Source organism: Sedimentitalea todarodis (assembly GCF_032595355.1).
GTDB lineage: Bacteria > Pseudomonadota > Alphaproteobacteria > Rhodobacterales > Rhodobacteraceae > Sedimentitalea > Sedimentitalea todarodis.
In genome coordinates this window covers 84627-104964 of sequence record NZ_JASMWN010000002.1, presented here as the reverse complement: position 1 = coordinate 104964, position 20338 = coordinate 84627, and the positions used below count along the sequence as shown (strand labels likewise).

Annotated in this window: 16 protein-coding genes and 1 other RNA gene; 12 read left to right on the top strand and 5 right to left on the bottom strand. The window is 60.2% G+C overall.

Features of this window, described 5'->3' with window-relative positions; genetic code table 11:
* Window positions 1-19 precede the first annotated feature (19 nt).
* Window positions 20-118: signal recognition particle sRNA small type (gene ffs / locus QO231_RS03230), an RNA gene on the bottom strand.
* 50 nt (window positions 119-168) lie between these two features.
* Complete coding sequence (locus QO231_RS03225; RefSeq protein ID WP_316773297.1) at window positions 169-2064, bottom strand: bifunctional 2',3'-cyclic-nucleotide 2'-phosphodiesterase/3'-nucleotidase; 1896 nt, start codon at window positions 2062-2064, stop codon at window positions 169-171.
* Window positions 2065-2314: 250 nt separating this feature from the next.
* Here QO231_RS03225 and nudC point away from each other — a divergent pair, with 250 nt between their 5' ends.
* Window positions 2315-3298: an NAD(+) diphosphatase gene (nudC, locus tag QO231_RS03220; RefSeq protein WP_316773295.1), complete on the top strand. Its 984-nt coding sequence runs from the start codon at window positions 2315-2317 to the stop codon at window positions 3296-3298.
* A gap of 38 nt (window positions 3299-3336) precedes the next feature.
* Entirely contained in the window at window positions 3337-3804 is a 468-nt protein-coding gene (locus tag QO231_RS03215) for an SRPBCC family protein (RefSeq protein WP_316773293.1), read from the top strand.
* Between the two features lie 99 nt (window positions 3805-3903).
* Here the strand turns inward: QO231_RS03215 and QO231_RS03210 are convergent, their stop codons facing one another.
* Window positions 3904-4737, bottom strand: coding sequence for a prephenate dehydratase (locus QO231_RS03210; RefSeq protein ID WP_316773292.1), 834 nt, complete (start codon window positions 4735-4737; stop codon window positions 3904-3906).
* A gap of 117 nt (window positions 4738-4854) precedes the next feature.
* On the opposite strand from QO231_RS03210, the gene QO231_RS03205 reads away from it, so the two are divergent.
* From QO231_RS03205 to QO231_RS03180, 6 genes are all read left to right on the top strand, one after another.
* Window positions 4855-5976: a c-type cytochrome gene (locus tag QO231_RS03205; protein ID WP_316773290.1), complete on the top strand. Its 1122-nt coding sequence runs from the start codon at window positions 4855-4857 to the stop codon at window positions 5974-5976.
* A 221-nt stretch (window positions 5977-6197) separates the two neighbouring features.
* Complete coding sequence (locus tag QO231_RS03200) at window positions 6198-8102, top strand: extracellular solute-binding protein (protein ID WP_316773288.1); 1905 nt, start codon at window positions 6198-6200, stop codon at window positions 8100-8102.
* A 9-nt stretch (window positions 8103-8111) separates the two neighbouring features.
* Entirely contained in the window at window positions 8112-9197 is a 1086-nt protein-coding gene (locus QO231_RS03195; protein WP_316773286.1) for a microcin C ABC transporter permease YejB, read from the top strand.
* Window positions 9198-10304 carry an ABC transporter permease gene (locus QO231_RS03190; protein WP_316773285.1) on the top strand — a complete coding sequence of 369 codons (1107 nt, stop codon included), beginning with the start codon at window positions 9198-9200 and terminating at the stop codon, window positions 10302-10304.
* The gene (locus QO231_RS03185) at window positions 10301-11878 is read left to right on the top strand and encodes an ABC transporter ATP-binding protein (protein ID WP_316773283.1); all 1578 of its coding nucleotides are present in this window, start codon (window positions 10301-10303) and stop codon (window positions 11876-11878) included. Before QO231_RS03190 ends, QO231_RS03185 begins: the two co-directional genes overlap by 4 nt.
* 90 nt (window positions 11879-11968) lie before the next feature.
* Window positions 11969-13525, top strand: coding sequence for a trypsin-like peptidase domain-containing protein (locus QO231_RS03180; protein WP_316773282.1), 1557 nt, complete (start codon window positions 11969-11971; stop codon window positions 13523-13525).
* An 18-nt stretch (window positions 13526-13543) separates the two neighbouring features.
* Here the strand turns inward: QO231_RS03180 and hemN are convergent, their stop codons facing one another.
* Window positions 13544-14899, bottom strand: a complete 1356-nt coding sequence (hemN, locus tag QO231_RS03175; protein ID WP_316773280.1) for an oxygen-independent coproporphyrinogen III oxidase — start codon at window positions 14897-14899, stop codon at window positions 13544-13546.
* Between the two features lie 82 nt (window positions 14900-14981).
* On the opposite strand from hemN, the gene fnrL reads away from it, so the two are divergent.
* The 3 genes from fnrL to QO231_RS03160 all read left to right on the top strand — a co-directional run bounded on the left by fnrL (window position 14982) and on the right by QO231_RS03160 (window position 17605).
* On the top strand, window positions 14982-15725 hold the full coding sequence (gene fnrL, locus QO231_RS03170; protein ID WP_316773278.1) for a transcriptional regulator FnrL: 744 nt from the start codon (window positions 14982-14984) through the stop codon (window positions 15723-15725).
* A gap of 231 nt (window positions 15726-15956) precedes the next feature.
* The gene (locus QO231_RS03165; RefSeq protein ID WP_316773276.1) at window positions 15957-17279 is read left to right on the top strand and encodes a serine hydroxymethyltransferase; all 1323 of its coding nucleotides are present in this window, start codon (window positions 15957-15959) and stop codon (window positions 17277-17279) included.
* Between the two features lie 71 nt (window positions 17280-17350).
* Complete coding sequence (locus QO231_RS03160) at window positions 17351-17605, top strand: GlsB/YeaQ/YmgE family stress response membrane protein (RefSeq protein ID WP_316773274.1); 255 nt, start codon at window positions 17351-17353, stop codon at window positions 17603-17605.
* A 90-nt stretch (window positions 17606-17695) separates the two neighbouring features.
* On the opposite strand, the gene QO231_RS03155 is transcribed toward QO231_RS03160, so the two are convergent.
* The gene (locus QO231_RS03155; protein ID WP_316773272.1) at window positions 17696-18535 is read right to left on the bottom strand and encodes a universal stress protein; all 840 of its coding nucleotides are present in this window, start codon (window positions 18533-18535) and stop codon (window positions 17696-17698) included.
* Between the two features lie 194 nt (window positions 18536-18729).
* Between QO231_RS03155 and ccoN the strand changes: the two genes are divergently transcribed.
* Window positions 18730-20337 (top strand): cytochrome-c oxidase, cbb3-type subunit I, encoded by a 1608-nt coding sequence (ccoN, locus tag QO231_RS03150; protein ID WP_316773270.1) that lies wholly within the window; start codon window positions 18730-18732, stop codon window positions 20335-20337.
* Window position 20338 lies beyond the last annotated feature (1 nt).

Here is a 20338-nt window from a genome sequence, read left to right as displayed (position 1 = left end):
GCAATCTCGAGATTTCATGTGGTGAGAGGCTGGACATCGACCCAAGCGGGACTCGTTGTGGCTGCTTCCTTCCGGATCTGACCAGGTTGGCGAGGCGCTCGCCCGCGCCAACCTCTCGATCCTGCATATAGGCACGTGGCAAGAGATTCGCAACCGGTCGGGGGCGCGTCAGACCGCAATGTCCAGTTGGAGAAACCCCTCGGGCGTAATCCGGCGGATATCTACGTCACGATCATCCAGTTCGGCCATATGGCGCCGGGCGCCCGGTCCGGTCAGCGCGGTCACGCGCGTGTCGGGCATGGGTGCAAACCGCCAAGGTGCCGGCGCATCCTGCAATGGATCGACGGACAACTGGCCGCTCAGGTAGCTCCCGATCACCTCGCGCAGCATCACTGCCGGGACTTTGATCATCGGCACGTCTGACAAAAGCGCAAACGGCCCGCTGCCACTGGCGCGATAGCTGTTCATGACCACCACAAACCGGGCGTCGGGTTCCACGGGTCTACCGGCGTATCTGACGCCGACGATGCGCCGGCAGTTGCGGCCATGCAACTTGCCATTGGCAAGAGCGCTGGAGGGCGCGGACAGGTCGATCTCATAGGTCAGGCCGTGCAGCACGTCGAAATCGTGCCCGGGCACCGAATCGTCGACCAACATCTGTCCGGTTCCCCCCGGCTCGATATGATTGAACAGCCGTGCCGAGACCTCCAGCCATTCGAGTAACTGGGCACCGCTGACGATTGCCGCGCGAAGTTCGTTCGGAAACACATGCAAGTCGGCAATATGCCGATAGGAAAGGGGACCGGCAGGAATATCGGTGTAGTAGTTTGGCCCGGCCCGGCCTCCGAACTTTCCCGGTGCGGTGGCGGAAATCAGGGGCAGGCCCTCCGCCTCGGTTCCCGCCAGATGAGGGCGCACCGCAGCCGCTTGTGCTGCCGCCACCAATGCCAGCGCGCGATCCGGTGCGAAAAATGAAAAGTAGCTGTGCAGGGAAACCGCGCTGCTCCCCACCGGTTGCCTCATCAATTCGCGGGTCTGCGCATGGTCTTCTGACAGCAGCGCGACCAGGGCGGGGTCTTCGGGGACGACCGATGCCGGTTTTCCCGTGTCCGTCCGCAAGGCAATCGGGCGGAGACTACACTGGAAACCGGCGCGCTTCCATTTGTGCTGCGCATCGGCAACCAGATCCAGATCGATCACCCCGAGATGTGATCCGGAAGTGCCCGCCATGACCACCGGCGTTCCGTGGACAGACCCGGTTCGGGTATCGACGTTGTTGATGCCACAATGATCCGGACCCGGCAGGCGCAGATGGGTGTGGCCCGAAATCACCGCATCGATCCCGTCAAGTTCAGCCAAGGGGCGCGCCGCGTTCTCGAGCTCTGTGTGATCCGGCGTGTTACTGAGTCCGGTGTGCGCCAATGCAACAACCAGATCGCATCCCGCAGCCTTGAGGTCGGGCAACCAACGCCGGGCCGTTTCGACGATCCCGCTGGTCTGCATCTGCCCTCGCAGATGATGCGCGTCCCATTGTATCGTTTGAGGGGGCAGAAAGGACAGAACCCCGATTCGGATCGGCCATTCATCTTCACCGCAGCGCAGCAACCGGTCCAGGATCGCAAAGGGTTCAAACCCGGTCGATTTTGTCCGGCGGATCCGTTGCATGTTGGAGCAGAGCACCGGGCAGGGAGACTGTTGCAATGCCAGGTTCAGCGGTTTGAGGCCAAAGTTGAAATCATGATTGCCAAGCCCGATCGCATCATAACGCAGGTAAGCAAAGGCCCGCATCAACGGGTGTGACTGGTCGGGATCGTTCGCCGAGACATCGCTCATCGGGGCGCCCTGAAAGGCATCGCCATTGTCAAAGAGTAGGACCAGCCTGTCATCGGCCTCGGCTTCGGCGCGCGCCGCGTGAATCAGCGATGCAGTGCGCGTCAGCCCGACAAACGGGTCCGGCAGATCGGCATAGTAATCATGGCTCATCAGGTTCATGTGAAGATCGGTGGTCGCCAACAGGCGCAAACGCGCCTTGGTGCCGGTCAGCACGCGACGCCGATCTGTCACAATATTGTACCCTTCTGGGTAAGAAAAGCAGTTCTCATGGGTGCGCCTGGGCCCGGACTTCCGGGCTCAATTCCCGGTAAGTGTATGAAAGCATGTAACCCTCGCGTCGAGAAACCTGTTCTTGTGTCTGACTTTGTGACGAGAGTGACTCTACTTGGCATCAGGGCGGTCGGCGCTTTGCAATTGAATTCGGGTCGCGATTTCTGCGATGCAGGAACAACGGCCATCAAGGCGGGTATGGAGCAAGGCGATGAAACTGGCGGAACAGGTGACTTTCGGCGGTTCCGGCCTCGATAGGGCCGCACATATCCGAAGCGACGAAGCGGCGCTCAGATCGGCCCTGGCACATCGCAACGCCGCCGCCGTCGTGATGTGGCGCGGCAAGCCGCTGGTGCGGGGCGAGGGGCTCGATCAACTGGCGACGATTCCGCTGGATCATCCGGTCCTTCAGGCCGGATATGCGGATGCTGTTCCCGAGCCGGTTTTTCTGGGCTGCGACGACACTGACGCACCGCGCTTTGCCTGCGATATTTCATCTTGGGAACCCAAGGATCAGGATCTGGCGGCCCTGGGCATGTTTCTTGTCCCGTCCGAACAGACCCACCCGGAATTCCCCAAAGACCATGTGTTTGCAGAACTGCGTCGCCTGATGACCCGGCTCAATCGGCGCGACTCAGAGTTGGCGGCGACGGCCAAGGCGATCATCGGCTGGCATGACAGCCACCGCTTTTGCGCAAAATGCGGTGCGCCGAGCGAGGTGAGCGAGGCCGGTTGGCAGCGGGTCTGCCCGTCCTGCAAGGCGCATCACTTTCCGCGGACCGACCCGGTGGTGATCATGCTGATCACCCACGGAAACTCGGTACTGATGGGGCGGTCTCCGGGCTGGCCCGAGGGCATGTATTCTTTGCTGGCCGGCTTTGTCGAACCGGGAGAGACGCTCGAAGCAGCCGTGCGGCGCGAGGTGTTCGAAGAGGCGGGGATCGAGGTGGGCGACGTCAGCTACCTGTCCAGCCAGCCATGGCCATTCCCGGCATCCCTGATGTTTGGCTGTGCCGGGGTGGCCCTAGGGCGTGATATCACGATTGATCCGGTCGAGATCGAGGATGCCATCTGGGTCACGCGCGACGACATGATGACCGCCTTTGCCGGAGAGCACCCGGTGCTGAAGCCTGCGCGCCGAGGAGCAATCGCCCATTTCCTTCTGCAAAACTGGCTTGCGGATACACTGGATTGAGCCGACACTTTGTCAGCACAGGAACGCACGGACGACATATGCAATTTTCGAGCAAAGAAGACATTGATGCCCCCGCAGCCGAGGTTTTTGCCATGCTGTGCGAATTCGAGGGCTTTGAGCGATCGGCCATTCGGCGCGGGATCGAGGTGGAACGTCTGCAGGACAGCAATTGTCCGGTTGTCGGCATGGCCTGGCGCGCGCTCTTTGTGCTGCGAGGAAAGCCGCGCGATGCGCAGATCACGCTCGAAACCTATGATCCGCCCAACGCCTTGCGCTTTGCTACGGTATCGCAGGGGCTGGATGGATTTCTGGAACTGGAACTTGTCCCCCTGTCACCGCGCCGTACACGCATGGCGGTCGTGCTGAACCTCAAGCCGCGCACGTTGCCCGGGCGTCTCCTGATCCAGTCGCTGAAGCTGGCCAAGGCCAATCTGACCAAGCGGTTCAAGTTGAAAGTGGCGGATTATGCGAAGGGACTTGAGGACCGGCACCGAAGGCTTGCATGAAACTCAATCGGACCGACCTTTGCGATTCCGAATCTGGCGGGTCGTTTCGGTCGCCGATAGGGCCATGACACGGTACACCAACCAGACCGGCGCGGATCTTCATTTCCGTCCAGGATCCGCCGGGTAAACGCCGAGGATTTCGACGTTGGTGGTGAAATAATTGAGTTCATCCAGCGCAAGTTCGACGTTGGGATCGTCCGGGTGGCCCTCGATATCGGCGTAAAACTGAGTGGCGGTGAACGAACCGTCGACCATATAGCTTTCCAGCTTGGTCATGTTGACGCCGTTGGTCGCGAACCCGCCCATTGCCTTATATAGTGCTGCGGGAATGTTGCGCACCTGGAACACGAACGTCGTGATCATGCCGTCCGCACCGCGACGCGAGGTATCGGACTCCGGTGACATTATCAGAAACCGCGTGGTGTTGTTCGAATTGTCCTCGATATGTTCAGCCAATAGATTGAGGCCGTAGATCTCGCCCGCCAACGGGCTCGCCAGTGCCGCCAATGACCGGTCGGCCGCTTGGGACACATGGCGCGCTGATCCGGCGGTATCGGCGCCGGTGATGCGGTGAATGCCATGTTTTTGCAGGAAACTCTTGCATTGGCCAAGCAGCACCGTGTGGCTCATCGCGTGCTGGATGTCGGTGACCTTGGTGCCCGGCAGACCCAGCAGATTGATGTGAACCCGCACAAACGCCTCTTCGATGATGTGCAGTCCGGATTTCGGCAACAGCGAATGAATGTCTGCGACCCGCCCGTAGGTCGAGTTTTCGACCGGCAGCATCGCAAGGTCCGCCTCACCGGCGCGCACGGCTTCGATCGTGTCTTCGAACGTACGGCAGGGCAATGCCTCCATATTCGGGCGGGCGTTGCGGCAGGCCTCGTGGCTGTAGGCACCGGGCTCTCCCTGAAATGCAATTCGGTTGGTCATCGGGGTTTTCCGTGCAACATGATCTAATCGGGCGTTTCGTCGCGGTGTCTATACCTTGCCCAAGCCAAGGGAAAGGCTTAGACATCGGCAAAACGGATCAAATGGATACGCGACCACATGGATACGATGACCTACACCAAAGCAGCGGCCGGGTTCCTCGGTGCACTCCTGGTTCTCCTCCTCGCCAACTGGGCTGCCGGGGGTTTGTATCACGTAGGCGGGCATGGTGACGCAGAGGCCGCGTACGTGATCGAGGTAGATGAAGGCGAAGCGGCTGAAGAAACCGCCGAAGTCAGCTTTGACGAGATGATGATGGCTGCGGATGTCGACAAGGGCGCCAAGGTGTTCAAGAAATGCTCGGCCTGCCACAAGCTTGAAGATGGCGCGAACAGCACCGGCCCATATCTCTATGGCGTCGTGGGCCGGCCCGTCGCTTCGGTTTCAGGCTTTGGCTATTCTGACGCTATGGCTGCTGCTGGCGGCGACTGGACACCGGATCATCTGAACGAGTTTCTGACTAAGCCGAGCGATGCTGTGCCGGGCACCACGATGAGCTTTGCAGGTCTGAAGAAGATCGATGACCGGGTGAACCTGATCGCCTATCTCAATTCCAACTCGGATTCACCCTTTGTGATCGAAGCGGCCGCCGAAACAACTGAAGCTGAAGAAGTGTCCACCGAGGACGCTGCCGCGGAAGAAGCGGCGGGCGAAGAAGGCGAAGACGAAGCCAAGGCCGCAGAAGACGGCGCCGCTGCCGAAGAGGCAAACGCCGACGCAGAGGCCGCGACAGACGAAACGTCTGCGACGGAGGAAGCGCCTGCGACCGAGGAAGAGGCACCGACGGAGGAAGAGGCATCGACGACGGAAGAGGCGCCAGCCGAGGAAAGCTCTGCCGCGTCCGAGGAGACCGCAACGGCAACCGCCGCGATTGCGGGAGACCCGGAAGCCGGGGCGAAAGTCTTCAAGAAATGCGCCGCCTGCCACAAGCTCGAAGATGGCAAGAACACGGTTGGCCCGCATCTCTTCGGAGTGGTCGATCGCCCGATCGCGAATGTCGATGGATTCAAGTATTCCGACACGCTGGCCGGTCTGGGGGGCGAGTGGACTGCTGATCGGCTCGCGGAATTCCTGGAAAAGCCCCGCGATTTCGCGCCCGGCACCAAGATGAGCTTTGCCGGTCTGCGCAAGGAAGAAGACCGCCAGAACGTGATCGCCTATCTGAACACGATCGGCAACTAGCGGCAAACACCGTTTCACGCAAAGCCGCTGCGATCTGCAGCGGTTTTTTTTGTCGGCGGTGCAATCTTTCGAATTCCGCACGGAACCAATACCGGTCGAATTGCAGGGCGATTGTCGGTTTCTCACATTTTCGCAACTTGTATCTTGGCACGCCCCTCCATTAGCTTACATCGGCAAGTGTAAGAGTGCCCAGACGTGCCGTTTCACAGAGGAAGAGCAAGATGAACCACGACCCCGCCGTGCCCGCCACCCGCGCCTTTTCGCCGAAAAGACAGGTCGGGGTCGTGGGTTTGGCGCTGCTGATGCTGCTGGGGTTCGCAACACTTGCACTGGCCGAGGACTCGATCATCAAGCGGCACGGGTTCTCTGAATTCGGTGATCTCAAATATCCGGAGGGATTCGCGCATTTTGATTATGTGAACCCGGATGCGCCCAAAGGTGGGGAGCTGTCCTATGCATCGCAAGGGACCTTTGACAGCTTTAACCCATTCAACCGGCAGGGCCGCGCCGGCGCACGGTCGGCGGATCAGTACGAATCGTTGCTGTTCCCCTCGTATGACGAACCGGCCTCCTACTACGGTCTGGTTGCCGAAAGCCTTGAATACCCGGAGAGTCAGGACTGGGTGATCTTCAACATGCGTCCCGAAGCGCGGTTTTCCGATGGTACCCCGGTGACGGCAGAGGATGTGGTGTTTTCCCACAACCTGCTGCTGGATCAGGGTTTGCAATCCTATGCCGAAGCCGTGCGCAAGCGCATTCCCAAGGCCGAAGTTCTGGGGCCGCATCGCGTAAAGTTCTATTTTGCCGAAGGCTTTTCGCGCCGCTCCATGATCACGCAGGTTGGCGGCACGCCGATCTTTTCCAAGGCCTGGTTCGAGGCCGATCCTGAAAACCGTCGGCTGGACAAGCCCCGGATGGAGCCGGGCATCGGCTCGGCCCCCTATGTGCTTGACAGCTATGACATCAACCGGCGCATCGTTTACAAGCGCAACCCCGATTACTGGGGTGACCATGTCAATGTGAACGTGGGACGCAACAATTACGACACCATACGGATCGAGTATTTCAGCGACTCGATCGCCGCGATGGAGGCGTTCAAGGCGGGCGAATTTACCCTCCGACAGGAAAACAACTCCAAGAGTTGGGCGACGGCCTATGATTTTCCCGCCATCGACAAAGGCTATGTCCTGAAAGAGGAATTGGCGGATGGCGAGGTGCCCTCGGCCACAGGATTCGTGATGAACATGGATCGGCCACAGTTTCAGGATCCACGGGTGCGGGCCGCAGTACAGCTTGCCTTCAATTTTGAATGGACCAACGAGAGCCTGCAATATGGGCTGTTCCAGCAGCGCCATTCGTTCTGGGAAGGCACCCATCTGGAGGCCAAAGGCGAACCGGAAGGGCGCGAATTGGAGGTCCTGCAATCGCTGGGTGACGATATCGATCCCGAACTTTTGACCGCAGAGCCTGTCAGCGCCCATAGCAGCAAGCCGGAACGCCCAAATGATCGCCGCAACCTGCGCAGCGCGATGGGATTGCTGGACGACGCGGGCTGGATGGTCGGGGATGATGGGGTGCGCCGAAATGCCGAGGGCCAGACCCTGAAGATCGAGTTCCTTTCCGACGATCCGGTGCTGGATCGCATCATCATGCCGTTTGTCGAGAATCTGAAGGCAATGGGGATCGATGCCGCCTACAACCGGATCGACAACGCGCAGTTCACCCTGCGCCGGAGAGAGCGGGATTTTGACATGATTTCCGGCGGCTACCGGACATCACTTCAACCTTCGACGGGGCTCTACCAGCAATACGGAACCGAGGCTGCGGCGTTTTCGGTTTTCAATCCGTCGGGCATTCACGGGCCGGATATCGAAGTGCTGATCGACAATATCGTATCGGCCACCGAGGCCGAAGAACTGACTGCCAATGTGCGTGCGCTGGACCGGGTGTTGCGCTCCAAACGCTTCATGGTGCCCACATGGTATCTGGGCAAGCATTGGGTCGCCTATTGGGACAAGTATGAATACCCCGAGAATCTGCCGCCTTATGCGCTTGGTATCGAAGATCTTTGGTGGATCAATGCCGAGAAGGCCGCGGCGCTGAAATCTTCTGGCGCGCTGAGGTAACCAGACCCGATGGGAGCCTATATCGCCAGACGCCTGCTGTTGGTTATTCCGACGCTTCTGGGCATCCTGATCATCAACTTTGTGCTGGTACAGTTCGTGCCGGGCGGGCCGGTGGAGCAGATCATCGCCCAGATGGAGGGCGGCGGGGATGTGTTTGAAAACATCGCTGGCGGCGGCTCCGATGTCGAGATTCAGACAACCGGCGCCAATGACCGTTATGTCGGTGGGCGCGGATTGCCGCCGGAATTCATCGAGGAACTGGAACGGCAATACGGGTTGGACAAGCCGCCGCTGGAGCGGTTCTTCAAGATGCTCTGGGATTACGCCCGGTTCGATTTCGGTGAGAGCTATTTCCGCTCGACCAGCGTGATCGACCTGATTCTCGAAAAGATGCCGGTGTCAATCACGCTGGGCCTGTGGTCGACGCTGATTGCCTATGTGATTTCGATCCCCCTGGGCATCCGCAAGGCGGTCAGGGACGGGTCATCGTTTGATACCTGGACCAGTGGCATCATCATCATGGCCTATGCGATTCCCGGCTTTCTTTTTGCGATCCTGCTTCTGGTGCTGTTTGCGGGTGGCTCATACTGGCAGGTGTTCCCGCTGCGCGGCCTGACGTCGGACAATTGGGATCAACTGAGCCTGCTTGGCAAGATCGGTGACTACTTCTGGCACATCACACTGCCGGTTCTGGCTTCGACGATTTCGGCCTTTGCGACGCTGACACTGCTCACCAAGAACAGCTTTCTGGACGAAATCAAGAAACACTATGTCATGACCGCCCGCGCAAAAGGGTTGAGCGAGCGCAAGGTGCTCTATGGCCATGTGTTCCGCAACGCCATGCTGATCGTGATCGCGGGCTTTCCGGCGGTGTTCATCGGGGTGTTCTTTGGCGGCTCGGTCATCATCGAAACGATCTTTTCGCTAGATGGATTGGGCCGGCTTGGGTACGAGGCGGCGGTGGCGCGGGATTATCCGGTGGTGTTCGGTACGCTCTACATGTTCGGGCTGATCGGGCTGCTGACGGGAATCCTGTCGGATCTGATGTATGTGCTGGTCGACCCGCGTATCGATTTTGAACGGCGGGAGGGGTAAGTGACGCTGTCTCCGCTCAACCAGCGCCGTTGGCGCAATTTCCGCCGCAATGGCCGGGCGTTCTGGTCGCTGATCCTGTTCAGTATCCTGTTTGGCCTGTCGCTGTTTGCAGAATTCATCGCCAACGACAAACCGATTCTGGTGAACTACCGCGGCGATTACTTTACCCCGATCTTCAATTTCTATCCCGAAACCGCGTTCGGCGGCGATTTTCAGACAGAGGCGATCTATCGCGATCCCGAAGTGGAATGCCTGATCCGGTCCGGGGGCTCGTCGCTGTGTTTCCAAGATCCCGAGGCCACGATGAAAGCCGCCCGATCCGGGATGCTGGAGGGGGAGCCGATCGAACAGGGCTGGGCGTTGTGGCCGCCAATCCGCTATTCGTTCAACACCACCGTGGATCGGCCCGGTGCCGCGCCCTTGCCGCCCAATCGCCAGAACCTGCTGGGCACCGACGATACGAAACGCGACGTGCTGGCGCGGGTGATCTATGGTTTTCGCCTGTCGATCCTGTTCACCCTGATCGTCACCACGGTATCGAGCCTGATCGGCATCGCGGCCGGTGCCGTGCAGGGATATGTCGGTGGTTGGCTGGATCTGATCTTTCAGCGGGTGATCGAGATTTGGTCGGGCACGCCGCAGCTCTACGTGATCATCATCATGTTCGCGATTCTCGGGCGCAGTTTCTGGCTGCTGGTGTTTCTGATGATCGCCTTCGGCTGGATGTCACTGGTGGGCGTGGTACGGGCCGAGTTCCTGCGCGCCCGCAACCTCGAATACGTGCGCGCGGCCAAGGCATTGGGGGTCGGAAACCTGACCATCATGTTCCGCCACATGCTGCCCAACGCGATGGTGGCGACGCTGACCATGTTGCCCTTCATCGTGACCGGCACCATCGCGGCACTGGCCTCGCTTGATTTCCTCGGGTTCGGGTTGCCGTCCTCTGCCCCGTCGCTGGGTGAACTGACCCTGCAGGCCAAACAGAACCTGCAGGCGCCGTGGCTGGCTTTCACGGCCTTCTTCACCTTTGCCATCATGCTGTCGCTGCTGGTCTTCATTTTCGAAGGTGTCCGGGATGCATTCGACCCGAGAAAGACGTTTTCATGAGCCTTCTGACGGTTGAAAACCTGAGCGTGGCATTCTCGCAGGACGGCCAGAGCACGCCGGCGGTGCGCGGTGTTTCTTTCACCGTGGACCGGGGCGAAACAGTTGCACTGGTCGGTGAATCCGGATCGGGCAAGTCGGTGACGGCGCTGTCTACGGTGTCGTTGCTGGGAGACAGCGCGCGGGTTGAGGGCAGCGTGACCTATGACGGTCAGCAGATGATCGGTGCTCCGGAAAAGCTGTTGCGCAAGGTGCGGGGCAACGACATCAGTTTCATCTTTCAGGAGCCGATGACCTCGCTGAACCCGCTGCACACGATCGAGCGGCAGGTGTCGGAATCGCTCGAATTGCATCAGGGATTGACCGGCGCGACCGCGCGGGAGCGGATTATCGGGCTGCTGACACAGGTCGGGATCCGAGACCCCGAAACCCGGCTGGGTGCCTATCCGCACCAGATTTCGGGCGGGCAGCGGCAGAGGGTCATGATCGCCATGGCGCTGGCCAACAAACCCGACATCCTGATCGCGGACGAGCCGACCACAGCGCTCGACGTGACCATTCAGGCGCAGATTCTCGAACTTCTGGCTGATCTCAAGGCGCAGGAAAACATGGGGCTGCTGTTCATCACCCATGATCTCGGTATCGTGCGGCGGGTGGCGGACCGTGTATGTGTGATGAAGGGTGGGGAGATCGTCGAGACCGGCCCGACGGCCGAGATATTCGCCAATCCACGGCATCCCTATACGCAAAAGCTGTTGGCGGCAGAGCCTGCAGGTCGCCCGGACCCGGTTGCAGCCGATGCCGAGCCGGTGGCCAGTACCGATCATCTAAAGGTCTGGTTTCCGATCCAGAAAGGGTTCATGAGAAAGACCGTCGGTCACGTGAAAGCCGTGAATGATGCCTCGCTCTCGGTGCGCGCGGGCGAGACCGTGGGGATCGTGGGCGAATCCGGTTCTGGCAAGACCACGCTGGCGCTCGCCATGATGCGCCTGATCATGTCTCAGGGGGCCATCACCTTTCGCGGGCAGGACGTTCGGAAATGGTCGACGCGGGAATTGCGCCGACTGCGGGCCGAGATGCAGATCGTGTTTCAGGATCCGTTTGGATCCCTGTCGCCGCGCATGACCTGTCAGCAAATCATTTCCGAGGGGCTGAACATCCACAAGGTGGACCCGACACGCAACAAGCGGGAATTGGTCGCCGAGGCGATGGTCGAGACCGGCTTGGACCCGGCGACGATGGACCGCTATCCACATGAATTCTCGGGCGGGCAGCGTCAGAGGATCGCGATTGCGCGGGCGATGGTGCTGCGGCCTAGATTGCTGGTTCTGGACGAACCGACCAGCGCACTGGATATGACGGTGCAGGTGCAGATCGTGGATTTGCTGCGCGATCTGCAACGTAAATACGGACTCGCCTATCTGTTCATTTCCCATGACCTCAAGGTCGTGCGCGCAATGAGTCACAAGGTAATCGTGATGAAACAGGGCGATGTCGTGGAGTACGGTACGGCAGAAGACCTGTTTGATCGCCCCCAGACCGAATATACACGTGCTTTGATCAAGGCGGCGGGCTGACTGGCCATCTGACTGCTTTGTAACAGAAAATCCTCTGTCCGTGACAATGGTTGCGGTGAATTTTGGCGTGTATCGTGCTAGGCTGCTGCCATGTCACCCGATCCGGAACATTGGAATGCCGCCGCGTTGGAGCATCTGACCGGGCCGAGGCGTGGAAAGCTCTCGTGGGTCACGGCGCGGGCCGTGGATGCCTGCCTGTTGTCCGACAACCGGCTGGTTTTTGTCGAAACCGATCCGGATCAGAGCGACCCCAATGCGATTGCTCGTTTCAGGCGCGTCGGCAGCACCTATGAAATCGAAGCGGTCGGAACACCGCAGCTCTGGGTGAACGGGCAGCCGGTGCAATCGGCCGCCCTGCGGTATGGCGACGTGATCGAGTTTGGCGAAACCGGGCCGCTGTCGCGCTTTCGCCTGTATGACGACAGCCACGGACCGGGTCTGACCGTGGGCGAGATATTCGATGACGTCCTGTGCTATGTCCGGACCAGCCGCCGCCCGCTGCATCGCAGGCTTGGCTTTGCCGCTGCCGATCTGGTGCGCCGGCTGGCACGGGATACCTCGATCGTCTTTCGCGCGCTTGTGGTTCTGAGTCTGGGGGTGCTGGCTTATGCGCTCTTTCTGCAACATCGCGCCGATCAGACTATTCGCGCACAACTCGAATCAGGAACGGTTCAGATCGATGCCGTGGCTACAGCGCTGGCCGAGGCACGGCGGGAAAGCATCCGGCCGGGCGATCTTGCCGCCCTGCAGAGTGAATTGGGCGAGCGGCTGACAACCAATGCCGAACGATTGCGTGCACTTGAAGCCCAAAGCGGGGCCAGTCGGCGGGTGATCTCCACGGCGGCATCTTCGGTGGCGTTTCTACAGGGCGGATACAGCCTGCGTCACAAGGAAACCGGCGCGATGCTGCGCCACGTGCTGGGGCAGGGCGGGATGCCCGTGCATCTGCCCAACGGCCAGCCCTATCTGTCCCTGTCGGGCACTGGTGATGTTGCCGAGGTGCAGTTCAACGGAACGGGGTTCGTTCTGGCCGGGCGCGATCTCCTGATAACCAACCGCCATGTCGCCGAGCCTTGGGGATCCGGCGCACGTGCAGGCGGCGACGGGATGGAACCCGTGACGACGCGATTCATAGCCTATTTCCCGTCCCAGCCGACGCCAGTCACGCTGTCCCTGTTAGCGCTGAGCGACAGTATGGATCTGGCAGTCCTGGCGATGGATCGGAGTGCCGGTGTGCCCGGCCTTGAACTGGCAGCCGAGACCCCCGCGCCGGGGGACGAGGTGATCGTGATGGGCTATCCCACCGGGCTGATGTCGATGCTGGCGCAATCCGGATCGACCTTTGTGCAAGACCTGAAGGAAGCAGGAGAAACCGGGTTCTGGGTCGTGGCGGAGCGGTTGGCGGCGGCAAAGCTGATCGCTCCGCTTGCCAGTCGGGGGATCGTCGGTCAGGCGACCGAGACGACCGTTGTCTATGATGCCGAAACCACACATGGCGGCAGCGGGGGGCCGGTGCTGAGCGTTGATGGCAAGGTTGTGGCGGTGAACACCGCCATCATTCCGGAATTTGGAGGCTCGAACCTGGGCGTGCCCGCCGGGCATATCACCGCGTTGTTGCAAAAGTTGACGATGACACCGGGGCAGTGACGACTCCTGCGCGGCCCTTCAGATCGCGGAGCTGTGGCCTGCCTTGCTGAGGTCATAGGCGTCAAAGCTGCGTGCGACCATGCGGGTGAGCGAGCGAGCCTCCTGAGGAATGGTCAGGGAATTGTCCGTAACGGTCAGGATATCGGGAAACTCGCCTTGAGCCTTGCCAAACATCTCGCCGATCTCACGCTGACTGATGCCAAAGCGGCGGGTGATCTCGCTGCCATCGATTCGGAAATCACACATCAGGCTCTCGATCATCCGGGCGCGCATGGCGTCCTGGTCGCAAAACTGGTGGCCACGCGAGGTCGAGAACGATCCGGCGCGGATCTTGCCCGTATGGGCCGAGGTCGCCGGCGCATTCTGTGCAAACCCCTGGGGAAAGCGCGAGATCGAGGAGGCACCGATGCCGATCAGGACATCGGACGTATCGTCGGTATAGCCCTGGAAATTGCGCCGCAACCGACCGAGTTGCTGCGCGCGGGTCAACCCATCTTCCTTGGTGGCAAAATGGTCGATGCCAATTTCCGCGTAGTGATCCCATAGGAACAGTTTTTGCGCGGTCTCAAACAGTGTCAGCCGCTCTTGCGGCGTTGGCAGCGCGTCTGACGGGATCAACTGCTGTCGTTTCGCCATCCACGGCACATGGGCATACCCATAGAGCGCGACCCTGTCCGGGGTGAGCGACAGCAACTTCTGCACGCTCTCGGTCATCCGGGCCTGCGTCTGGTGGGGAAGGCCGAACAGGATATCGGCATTCAGGCTGGCAATGCCACGATCGCGGATCATGTCGACCGCCTCGCGAGTAATGTCATAACCCTGAATGCGCCCGATTGTCTGCTGGATCGTGTCGTCGAAATCCTGCACGCCGATCGAGGCCCGGTTCATTCCTGCTGCGGCAAGCGCATCCAGCCGTGGCGCATCCAGTTCATTGGGATCAATCTCGACCGAGAATTCCGCCTTCGGACCCAGCGGCGCGACATCGGCAATGGCTCCGGCAAGGTCCGTGATCATCGCCGGGCTGAGCAACGTGGGCGTGCCACCGCCCCAATGCAGGCGCGACAGCGTCACGCCCTGTGGGAGATGCCGTTTCAGCAGGAGAAGCTCGGATTTCAATGTCTCGAGATAAGCAAGCACGGGAGACTCGCTTTGCGTGCCCTGGGTGCGGCAGGCGCAGAACCAGCACAGTCGCCGACAGAACGGCACATGCACATAGAGCGAGATCGAGCCGTCCTCAGGTATCAGCGAGATCCACCTGGCAAACGTGTCCGGGCCCACGTCATTGCTGAACTGTGGCGCGGTCGGGTAGCTGGTATAGCGGGGCACTTTGGCGTCAAAGAGTCCCAGCTTGGCCAATTGTGATTTCGGTATCATGAGGATACGCTAGATCGCGTCTACTGGCCTGATCCTTGACACAGATCAATTGGGCCGCAAAGTACACGCCAAGAGACATGATATGAACGTGCCAAGACACAAGCTTGCCCCGCATTGCGCCGAATGCCCCATACGCCACAAGGCCGTCTGCGCAAGATGCGAGGCGGACGAGCTCAAACGGCTGGAAGAGATCAAGTACTACCGCAGCTTCGAGGCGGGGCAGACGATCATCTGGTCGGGTGACAAGATGGATTTCGTCGGTTCGGTCGTATCCGGTGTGGCGACCCTGACGCAGACGATGGAAGACGGGCGCACGCAAATGGTTGGCCTGTTGCTCCCGTCGGATTTTGTCGGCCGTCCGGGCCGCAATGGCGCGCCTTATGACGTGGTAGCGACGACCGATATCGTGATGTGCTGTTTCCGCAAGACTCCGTTTGAAACCATGATGAACGAGACGCCACATATTGCGCATCGGTTGCTGGAAATGACGCTGGATGAACTGGACGCGGCACGGGAGTGGATGCTTGTTCTGGGGCGCAAGACTGCACGGGAAAAGATTGCCAGCCTGCTCTGCATCATCGGGCGACGGCACGCATCGCTCACGCCGGATGGGCCAAGTGGTTCGATGGTATTTGACCTGCCCCTGACGCGCGAGGCAATGGCGGATTACCTAGGTCTTACCCTGGAAACCGTGAGCCGGCAAATGTCGGCGTTGCGCAAGGACGGAATCATCGAGTTGAAAGGCAAACGTCATGTCATCGTGCCCGATCTCGGCCGATTGATGGATGTCGCCGGCGATGACAGCGACGGCGGGTTTTACGGCTGATCTGATCCGCAGGCCCGCAGCCAGTCTGCGACACCGCTGACCGGGCTGGATTCGCGCGCAGGTCGCAGGCTCGACATGTGCAGGGCACCGCCGCCATGTCTGTGGAGCGTTTTGATCGGTCGGTGACGGAAGGCCCGCAGGATATGGGTCAGCCCTAATTTTTTGAAATAGTGATTTGCGCACAAGTTGTCGCGATGGTTTGTGGTCGTGCAAAGAAAAAGGGAACATCAGATGACCAATCTTGCCCATCGGCCCTGGGTTCCGACCCATTGTGAAACACGGGTGCAGGACATCGCGCTCAGCCTGACGAAAGCCTCCGCTACGGAGGTTGCGGCCCGTATCGACACGCTGGTCAGGCAGAACCGGCATATCCACGATGTCGAGTGCTTTAACCTGAACCCGGCCACCAACGTGATGAATCCACGGGCCGAAGCGGTGCTAGCCGCCGGTCTCGGCAGTCGCCCGTCGCTGGGCTACCCTGGTGACAAATACGAGATGGGGCTTGAGGCGATCGAGGAGATCGAGGTGATTGCCGCCGAGCTGGCGGCTCGGGTGTTTGACACGGCCTTTGCCGAGATTCGGGTGGCGTCCGGGGCGCAGTCTAATCTCTACGCCTTCATGGCGTTGACCTCGCCCGGGGATGCGATCATCGCGCCGCCTGCGTCGGTGGGTGGGCATGTCACCCATCATGCGGATGGCTGCGCGGGGTTGTATGGGCTGACCACCCATCCCGCGCCGGTAAATGCAGATGGATACACTGTTGATCTGGATGCGCTGCGCGAATTGGCGCGGCAGGTGCGGCCAAAGCTGATCACCATCGGTGGCAGCCTCAACCTGTTGCCGCATCCGGTGCGAGAGATCCGGGCAATCGCGGATGAGGTCGGCGCCAAGGTCCTGTTCGACGCCGCGCATCAATGCGGGATCATTGCCGGTGGTGTCTGGTCCAACCCGTTGAAAGAAGGCGCGCATCTGATGACGATGAGCACCTACAAGAGCCTTGGCGGCCCGGCTGGCGGGCTGATCGTGACCGATGATGCAGAGATCGCGCTGCGGCTGGATGCAATTGCCTTTCCGGGCATGACGGCAAACTTTGACGCTGCAAAATCGGCGGCGCTGGCCTTGACCATGCTGGACTGGATCGATTTTGGCACCGATTACGCGCAAGCGATGCTCGATCTGGCGCAGACGCTGGCGGCCGAGTTGGCAGCGCTTGGCCTGCCGGTTTTTGAAACCGCCAACGGCGCGACGCGGTCGCATCAGTTTGCGGTCGAGGCCGCGCGGTTTGGCGGTGGTCAGGCCGCATCAAAGACACTGCGCAAGGCAGGTTTCCTGGCCTGCGGCATCGGGTTGCCCATTGCGGAGGTTTCCGGCGACATGAACGGGTTGCGTATTGGCACGCCGGAACTGGTGCGCAGAGGCGTGACGCCCGCGGAGGCACCCCGTCTGGCGGCGTTGATTGCAGAGGGGTTGATCGGGAATGATCCCCAAGCGACCGCGGTGCGCACCCGCGAATTGCGCGCAGAGTTCCAGGGCATGCGTTACGTTCACCCCTGATGCTCGCACGGGTTGCAGGGATGGGCACTTGGTGCCAACCTATCCGCAAGACGTAACGCGAGGACATGACGATGGAGTTTAGCAGCATTATTGCAATGATCCTGATCGGGGCCATTGCCGGTTGGATTGCCGGAAAACTGATGAAGGGACGGGGGTTTGGCGTGATCGGCAACATCATCGTTGGTGTCGTCGGCGCGTTTGTCGCCGGGCTGATCTTTCCGGCACTCGGATTTGCCGTGGGTGGCGGTGTAATTGCCTCGATCTTTCACGCCACCATAGGGGCGGTAATCCTGCTGTTTGTCATCGGCCTGATACGCAAGGCCTGACCATGACCAGCGTCCCATCCGGAAAATGGGGCGCTGGCGCTGCGTTCCTCCATGGAACAGGCAGACCCGTTCGCAGTTTCACGTTTCGGGTCAATGGGCCATGAAGACCGGGATCTTGGACTGTTCCAGCATGTTGCGGGTCGCTCCGCCGAGAATCGCCTCGCGAAACCTCGAATGGCCGTAGGCGCCCATCACCATCAGGTCGGAAGAGGTATCAACCGCATGGCGATTCAGGGCGTCCGACACACGGTTCATTGTCTTGCTGAGGACGTCGATTTCGCAGGTGACGCCATGGCGCGCGAGCATTTGCGCCAGCATCCCGCCGGGATCGGAGCGTTCCGGGCCATGTATCGGTGGGTCGATGACAACGATGCGGACAAGGTCGGCACCGCGCAGGAACGGCAGCGCGCGGCGGATCGCGCGAAGTGCCTCCACGCTTTGGTTCCAGGCCACCATGATGTTCTTGGGCGCTGCGATGGGTTCGCCATCGTCCGGCACCACCAGTACCGGTGCATGTCCCTCGAACAGAGCCGCTTCGACAATCGGCTCCGCCTCTGCCCCGTGGTTGTCGCCGTAGGGGCGCGGCAAAACGACCAGATCCGAAAACCGGGCCCGATGCGCTACGTGGCGCCCGAGATCGGCGAGTTGCGCAACCCCGTCATCAGCCGACCAACGAACCCCGGACTTGCCAAGCACATCGCTGGCGTGGGCCAGAATCTCGGCGGCTTCGGTGTTGGCGCGGGTCAAAGTCTCCTGCAAAACCAGTGCATTGGCACCCGCGTAGTAGTATCCGGTTTGCGTTCGATCCACACCCAGGCACAAGGCTTCGACATGTGCATCCTGCGTTCCCGCCAGCGCAATGATCTGTCGGAGTGCCGGATCAGCATCCTCTACACCGGTCAGAACGGTCAGCAGCGATTTATAAGCCATTTGGACCTCGTTTTTTTGATGTCAGCGGCTGGTCTTGCCGCCGAGATGGTGTAGCTTGAGCACTGTCACAGAACCCATCTGGTTGTATTGATGCAGATCAATGCGGGCCCCGGCGCCGTTTTGCATCAAGCAGCCAGCCTAAATTCCGTCCGCGCGGCAAGCGAATCGTGTGGGCATGACCAAAGGGACGAAAAATGTCGAACTATATCAAGCTTGTCGTGCTTGGTCTGGTCACGCTGATAGCGATGATCGCGACCAACTACGCGCGAGATGCGGCTTACATGGTCCATGGCATCATCGTGATGCTCGTGGCCGGTGGGCTGTTCCTTCACACTGTGCGCCGCACGGACGAACCTGCACCAGCTGCCGCGCTGCAGACTGAGTATTTCGATTCGGTCATTCGCGCAGGCGTTGTTGCCACGGCCCTTTGGGGTGTTGTCGGATTCCTCGTTGGTGTGATCATCGCGTTTCAGCTTGCCTTTCCGCAGCTCAACTTTGACTGGGCGCAGGGCTATGTGAATTTCGGCAGACTACGTCCGCTGCACACATCAGCGGTGATTTTTGCATTTGGCGGCAACGCCCTGATCGCAACCTCGTTCTTTGTCGTGCAACGCACCAGCGCCGCGCGGCTGTGGGGCGGCAATCTCGCTTGGTTCGTGTTCTGGGGGTATCAGCTTTTCATCGTGCTGGCCGCGACCGGGTATTTGCTCGGGTCGACTCAGTCCAAGGAATATGCCGAGCCGGAATGGCACGTTGACCTGTGGCTGACCGTCGTCTGGGTGGCCTATCTGGCGGTGTTTCTGGGGACGCTGGTCAAGCGCAAGGAACCGCATATCTACGTCGCCAACTGGTTTTATCTGGCCTTCATCGTCACCGTGGCAATGCTGCACATTGTCAACAACCTGTCGATCCCGGTCTCGATCTGGGGCTCAAAGTCTGTCCAGGTGTTCTCGGGTGTTCAGGATGCCATGACCCAGTGGTGGTATGGCCATAACGCCGTGGGCTTTTTCCTGACCGCAGGCTTTTTGGGCATGATGTACTATTTCATCCCGAAACAGGCCGAACGCCCGGTGTTTTCCTACAAGCTGTCGATCATCCACTTCTGGGCGCTGATCTTCCTGTATATCTGGGCCGGACCGCACCACCTGCATTATACGGCTCTGCCTGACTGGGCGACGACGCTTGGCATGGTATTCTCTATCGTGCTCTGGATGCCGTCCTGGGGTGGCATGATCAATGGCCTGATGACGCTTTCCGGCGCATGGGACAAGTTGCGCACCGACCCGGTGATCCGGATGATGGTGATTTCGGTCGGTTTCTACGGCATGTCCACCTTCGAGGGGCCGATGATGTCGATCCGGGCGGTGAACGCGCTGTCGCATTACACCGACTGGACCATTGGTCACGTGCATTCCGGCGCCTTGGGCTGGAACGGCATGATCACTTTTGGCGCGCTCTACTATCTGGTTCCGGTGCTGTGGAAGCGTGAGCGGTTGTATTCGCTGAGCCTTGTGTCCTGGCACTTCTGGCTCGCGACTATCGGAATCGTACTTTACGCGGCATCGATGTGGGTGACCGGCATCATGGAAGGCCTGATGTGGCGCGAAGTGGATGCAAACGGTTTCCTCGTGAACTCGTTCGCCGACACGGTTGCCGCCAAATTCCCGATGTATGTGGTGCGTGGACTGGGCGGGGTCATGTTCCTCAGCGGTGCCGTCATCATGTGCTATAACCTGTGGATGACTGTGCGGTCCGCTCCGGCCAAAGAAGCCGTCGGCGCCACAGCAATTCCGGCCGAATAAG

Coding starts and splice junctions, on each gene's coding strand:
- QO231_RS03160 (WP_316773274.1), top strand. CDS start 17,351: ATGGAGTTTAGCAGCATTATTGCAATGATCCTGATCGGGGCCATTGCC.
- QO231_RS03210 (WP_316773292.1), bottom strand. CDS start 4,737: ATGACCAACCGAATTGCATTTCAGGGAGAGCCCGGTGCCTACAGCCAC.
- nudC (WP_316773295.1), top strand. CDS start 2,315: ATGAAACTGGCGGAACAGGTGACTTTCGGCGGTTCCGGCCTCGATAGG.
- QO231_RS03200 (WP_316773288.1), top strand. CDS start 6,198: ATGAACCACGACCCCGCCGTGCCCGCCACCCGCGCCTTTTCGCCGAAA.
- QO231_RS03155 (WP_316773272.1), bottom strand. CDS start 18,535: ATGGCTTATAAATCGCTGCTGACCGTTCTGACCGGTGTAGAGGATGCT.
- QO231_RS03185 (WP_316773283.1), top strand. CDS start 10,301: ATGAGCCTTCTGACGGTTGAAAACCTGAGCGTGGCATTCTCGCAGGAC.
- ccoN (WP_316773270.1), top strand. CDS start 18,730: ATGTCGAACTATATCAAGCTTGTCGTGCTTGGTCTGGTCACGCTGATA.
- QO231_RS03165 (WP_316773276.1), top strand. CDS start 15,957: ATGACCAATCTTGCCCATCGGCCCTGGGTTCCGACCCATTGTGAAACA.
- hemN (WP_316773280.1), bottom strand. CDS start 14,899: ATGATACCGAAATCACAATTGGCCAAGCTGGGACTCTTTGACGCCAAA.
- QO231_RS03195 (WP_316773286.1), top strand. CDS start 8,112: ATGGGAGCCTATATCGCCAGACGCCTGCTGTTGGTTATTCCGACGCTT.
- QO231_RS03215 (WP_316773293.1), top strand. CDS start 3,337: ATGCAATTTTCGAGCAAAGAAGACATTGATGCCCCCGCAGCCGAGGTT.
- QO231_RS03180 (WP_316773282.1), top strand. CDS start 11,969: ATGTCACCCGATCCGGAACATTGGAATGCCGCCGCGTTGGAGCATCTG.
- QO231_RS03205 (WP_316773290.1), top strand. CDS start 4,855: ATGGATACGATGACCTACACCAAAGCAGCGGCCGGGTTCCTCGGTGCA.
- fnrL (WP_316773278.1), top strand. CDS start 14,982: ATGAACGTGCCAAGACACAAGCTTGCCCCGCATTGCGCCGAATGCCCC.